Origin of the sequence: Streptomyces sp. NPDC059900 (assembly GCF_050270335.1) — a bacterium.
Lineage (GTDB): Bacteria > Actinomycetota > Actinomycetes > Streptomycetales > Streptomycetaceae > Streptomyces.
In genome coordinates, this window is record NZ_JBNNJZ010000562.1 from 1 (window position 1) to 5,146 (window position 5,146).

General features: G+C 71.0%; 6 protein-coding genes. All 6 read right to left on the reverse strand.

Features of this window, described 5'->3' with window-relative positions; all coding sequences use genetic code 11:
• A partial coding sequence (locus ACQKIP_RS39065; protein ID WP_427745238.1) for an SDR family oxidoreductase occupies positions 1-706 on the reverse strand: 706 nt, incomplete at its 3' end.
• 61 nt (positions 707-767) lie between these two features.
• Positions 768-2,081 (reverse strand): cytochrome P450, encoded by a 1,314-nt coding sequence (locus ACQKIP_RS39070; RefSeq protein ID WP_365853666.1) that lies wholly within the window; start codon positions 2,079-2,081, stop codon positions 768-770.
• 147 nt (positions 2,082-2,228) lie between these two features.
• Positions 2,229-3,164 carry an endo-beta-N-acetylglucosaminidase H gene (locus tag ACQKIP_RS39075; RefSeq protein ID WP_427745239.1) on the reverse strand — a complete coding sequence of 312 codons (936 nt, stop codon included), beginning with the start codon at positions 3,162-3,164 and terminating at the stop codon, positions 2,229-2,231.
• Between the two features lie 178 nt (positions 3,165-3,342).
• On the reverse strand, positions 3,343-3,678 hold the full coding sequence (locus ACQKIP_RS39080) for a YnfA family protein (RefSeq protein WP_361379114.1): 336 nt from the start codon (positions 3,676-3,678) through the stop codon (positions 3,343-3,345).
• Between the two features lie 73 nt (positions 3,679-3,751).
• Positions 3,752-4,534: a MerR family transcriptional regulator gene (locus ACQKIP_RS39085; protein WP_365853670.1), complete on the reverse strand. Its 783-nt coding sequence runs from the start codon at positions 4,532-4,534 to the stop codon at positions 3,752-3,754.
• Between the two features lie 84 nt (positions 4,535-4,618).
• On the reverse strand, positions 4,619-5,146 hold a 528-nt coding region (locus tag ACQKIP_RS39090; protein WP_427745240.1), incomplete at its 5' end, for a peptidase C39 family protein.

Below are 5,146 nucleotides of genomic sequence, written 5' to 3' on the forward strand. Positions count from 1 at the left end.
GCGGTACACCGAGGCGCCCCAGGGGCGTCAGGCGGATCATCTCCGTCTTCAGCTCCCCGGTCATCCACCCGGTGTCGACCGGCCCTGGATTGACCGCGTTGCAGGTCACCCCCAGGTGGGCAAGCTCCTGCGCGGCGGCCAGCGTGATCCGGTCCATCGCGCCCTTGCTTGCCCCGTAGGGGAGATTGCCCGCGGTGTGGTCGCTGGTCAGGCTGACGATGCGTCCGCGGCCGTGCTCTCCGCCGAACCGCAGCCCGTACTCGCGGATCAGGAGCCAGGTGGCGCGCGCGTTGACCGCGAAGTGCAGGTCGAAGCTCTCCACCGTGGTGTCCAGCAATCCGGAGTCGACCGACTCGCAATGGCAGAGCACCAGTGCGGTGACCTTCCCCAGCTCACCCTCGACGCGGTCGAAGAGCTGAGCCGGCACGGCCGGGTCGCTCAGATCCGCTTCGACCGCCAGCGTTCTCGCCCCGTGCGCTGCCAGCTTCCGCTGCAACTCCTCGGGCGCGCCCGCCTCCACGCCCCACTCCATGCGCGCGTCATACGGAGTCCAGTACGTGAAGGCCACGTCCCACCCGGCCCGGGCCAGCTCCAGCACCACGGAGGCCGCGATGCCCGCCGACCGTCCCGCCCCCGTCACCAGAGCAAGCGGACGCCCCGTCTCTTCCCTGTCCGGTCGGCTCTCCGTGCGCGTGTCACCAGTCATGATCCTCATCCTGGCGGACCGCCGCCGCATACAGCACCCGGTTTTCCCGGACCGGGCGCGCCTAGCGGTCCCGTGGCCGCACCGTCATCCGGATGCCGTCCCGCGCCCACAGCACGAACCGTTCCACCGGTGTGACTTCGTGCCCCGGCGCGGGCGCAAAGCGCAGGCGCTTGAGGAGGACGGCCAGGACGAGTTGCGCCTCGACCGTGGCCAGGGCGGCGCCCTCGCAGCTGCGCGGCCCGATCCCGAAGGGGATGTAGGCCAGGCGCGGCCGCTTGGCCTCCTCCTCGGGCGTGAACCGTTCGGGGTCGAACCGCTCCGGCCCGGGCCAGTACTCCGGGTTCAGATGCACCGCCCAGAAGGGATAGAACACCGTTGTCCCGGCCGGGATCGCATAGGGGCCGAGGACCAGATCCTCGGTCGTCTCGCGCGCGCCGTAGGGGCCGGGCGGGAACAGGCGCATCGACTCCTTGAGCACCCTGTCCAGATACGTGAGCCGCCGCAGGTCGCCGTAGTCGGGGGTGGCGCGCTCGCCGAGGACCTGGTCCAGTTCGGCGGTGACGCGATCGGCTGCCTCGGGGTGGCGGCCCAGCAGGTGCAGCGTCCACGAGACGGCGACGCCGGTGGTGTGGTGGGCGGCGAGCAGCGTCACCATCACGGTGTCCCGGATGCGCGCCGGGCTCTGGCCGGCCTCGACGAGCGCCCCGATCAGATCGCTGCGGTCGGTGCGATCGCCCGGGCGGTGCGCCGCCACCACGCCGTCGACCGTCGCGCGCAGATAGGCAAGGGCCTCGTCGGCCCGCTCGGCCGAGCGGGGGTCGGCCCGCGGCACCTGGTACAGCCGCCCGAGGTGCTCGGTGAGGACCTCTTCGAACGCGGTGACGACCCGGTCGGTGTCGGTTTCCGCGCCGCCGAGCGCGAACCCGCAGATCATTCGGAGCGACAGCGCGGTCAACTCCTTCTGCAACTCCACGGGCTGGCCATCCGGCTGCGCGGACCAGCGGTCGGCGAGCTCCCCGGCCAGCGCGGCGAAGCGGGCGAAGTGCCGCTCGTGGGAGGGCCGTCCGGCCAGGACCGAGAGCAGCAGGCGGCGCCAGGGGGTGTGCTCGTCGGCGGGCAGCACCTGCAGATTGCCCGCCTCGCACAGCGGGTCCAGGAACGCGAACAGCGCCTCGGGCCGCTTGTCGATGTGCGCCGTGGCCTCCAGCAGCAGCGGGTCGGCGACCGACACGGCCGTGTCCGCGCCGGGCAGTTGGAAGCGCACGACGGGTCCGTGCTCCTCATGCAGGCGCAACTGGTAGCGGTGCAGGCCGCCCGCAGCCGCTACGGCGCCCAGCCCGCCGTCTTCCTGGTGCTCGGGTCCGGGGATGCGCATGTCGGTGCCTCCTGTCCCAAAGCCGGTCATCGATTGTGCCCCACCGCGCCTCCGACATCGTTGTCGAAGGCGCGGCCTGCACGATCGCGGTCCTACGGGACGGGGCACGCCCCGAGGGAACGCCGCACGCCGGGGCGTACGGTCGCCTTACGGCTTGTAGACGGCGTCACTGCCGTACAGCTCCCTGGTGAAGGCGGAAACATCGGCGCTGCGGTCGGCGCCGTCGAGGTTGTACGTCAGATAGACGCCGTAGCCCTCGCTGACGGTACGGCGGGCGAAGCTGGAGACGGTGCTCTGCGAGGTCCGGCCGATCTCGACGGCCGCCGGCGACAGCTTGGACTTGGGCAGTGCGATGCCGGGGACCTGCCAGGTGCCGTAGTACGGGTTCCAGGCGTAGTCGAACTTGGACGAGATGTCGGTGCCGCCGTAGGACAGACGCGAGGCGGCCGGGCCGATGTTGTACAGGCTGATGATCTTGCCCGGCATGTTCGCGCGCAGTGCCGTCACCAGGTGCACGAAGGAGCTGGCGTTGGGCTGGCCGGTGCCGTTGTTGCCGTACTCGGCGTACTCGTCGTCGAAGTCGATGCCGTCGAGACCGTACTTGGTCACGGTGTCCGACATTTCCTTCGCGAACGCCGAAGCCGCCTGCTGGGAGGGGAAGTTCGCGAAGCCCGCGCCCTGGTGGTTGCCGAGCACCGACAGGACGACCTTGATGCCCTTCTGCTGCAGCGGCCGTATCTGCGTTTCGGCGTTGTCGAGGACGCGCTGCACGTTCTCGTTGAAGTGCAGATACGCCTGCTTCTTCGTCGTGTCGTAGTTGATGTTCGCCGCGAAGATGACGGCGACGTCGAAGGCGTTGCCGCCGCCGTTGGCGAGGGTGTACTTGCCGACGTTCAGCATGCTGTTGTTGTTCACCTCGACGTACGCCACCGAGGTCGGACCCTGCTTCGCGAGAGCGGGGGTGGGGGCTGGGGGGGGGGCCGCTGACGCGCCCGCCGTGACGGTCGCGCCGAAGGCAAGGGCCGCGACGGCCGAGAGCGCGAGCGCGGCGGTCCGCACTCTGCTCCGTACCAGAGTGAACATCGTTGATCGGTCTCCCATCGCATGGGTCGGCGCCCGACCTGTTCGAAAGCGCCGAGTGAGCCCTCCGAGTTTTCCTCTCCGGTGACCGAATCCCAAGATTCATGCGCAGACTCTTCACGACTCCCACGCACCTCGCGGCACAGCAGACCCGGGTTCTGGCCTGAGTTGGTGCGGCAGTTCAGTGGCCGCGCGGGGCGTACATGATGACGGCCATCCCGGCGAGGCAGACCAGCGCGCCGATGACGTCGAAGCGGTCGGGGCGGTAGCCGTCGGCGACCATGCCCCAGGCGATCGACCCGGCGACGAAGATGCCGCCGTACGCGGCGAGGATCCGGCCGAAGTTGTCGTCGGACTGGAAGGTGGCCACCACCCCGTACAGGCCAAGGGCGATGACGCCGGCACCGATCCAGATCCAGCCCTTGTGCTCGCGGATGCCCTGCCAGACCAGCCAGGCACCCCCGATCTCGAACAGCGCGGCGACGACGAACAGGGCGATGGAACGGGCGACGAGCACGGCAGGAACTCTCGGATCGAGGGGCGGGGGATGGGGATGGAGATGGGGATACGGACGGAAGGGCGAAGCGCGGTCAGGTGACCGGGGCGAACAAGTCGGTGAGCAGGCCGGCGCCGTCGGCCGGCGCGCGGACCTCCAGGTGCAGGCGTTGCCCGTCGGGACGGAGGCGGAAGTCGAGGAACGGGCAGCACTGTTGCTCGGCCGCCGCCAGCTCCGCGACCCGCGCGATCCGCCCGACCGGCAGGGTCAGCCGTATCCCCTCGGGCACCGCGGTCCGCACGGCGCCGTCGACCGCCTCGCGCCACTGCACGGTCCGTTCGCGCAGCCCCTCGCCGGTCAGGGAGCAGGCCACCTCAGCAGTACGCCATCCCTCTGCTTCTGTTGCGGCGGCCCGGCGGCCGGCTGCGAAGGCCGCGTCCACCGGCCGCCTGCCGACGCGTGCCGGAGCCGGCGGGGCGAGGAAGCCACACCCGGGATCACAGGGGCCCGCACGATCCGGCAGCGCGTCCAGATGCTCCAGGGCCGTGTGGAGGGAAGCGGTGAACGCGGCCAGTTCGGCGGCACGGGCATCGGCCTCGGCCAGGCGGGCGGCGATCCGCGGCCGCAGGTCGGCCTTCACGTCCCGGCAGGCGCCGGCCTCCCGCACCCCGAGCAACTCGCCGATCTCCTCAAGGGCAAGGCCCAGGTGCTTGGCCGCCTTGATGAAGGCAAGGCGCTCGACAGCGTCCTCGCCGTACAGCCGGTAGCCGGCCGGGGTCCGGTCGGCGGGCAGGAGTCCGGCCCCTTCGTAGAAACGCAGGGTGGTCGCCGGTACGCCGCTGCGGTCGGCCAGTTGCGAGATGCGGTAGCTCGTCACGCTCCCGACCGTAAACCTTCCAGCCGACTCGAAGGTCAAGCACGCCCCTCCCCCGGTCGCGACGACCGCGTTGGCGGCGGCTTCCTACTGCGGGCGGCCGATGGTCACCGCTCCGCGGAACGGGTCTGCCGAGAGGGTGGACATGGCATCGAGCGACGGGTCGGGGACGGGCAGCAGGTGGGCGTCGACCCAGGTGTCGCCCGTCGCCGCGTTGGCCCACGGGTCGTCGATGACGAGGGCGCCGGGTACGGCGCCGTGGCAGAGCACCCAGTGCGGAACGTCGAAGCCCTGCATGCCGGCAAGGGAGAGCAGGAGCAGCACGTGCTCGCCCCGTCCGAGCGCGTTGCGGATCTCGGTCAGGGGCAGGCGGTGCGGGTCGATGGGGACGCCGAGGTGTCCGGCGTCCGTGCGCGAGGTGCGCTGGAGCAGGGCGCGCCACTCCTGTTCGTGGTCCGGGTAGTGGTCGAGCAGGACGGGGCGGTCCGTGTCGAGGTGGATGGTGACGGGGGACGAGGGCCAGGCCCGGCGTACGGCGACGCCCAGCCGGACGGGCTCGCATGCGGGGAAGTTGGTCGCGTCGCGCCACAGGGCCAGCTCCGCCTGGCGGTCCAG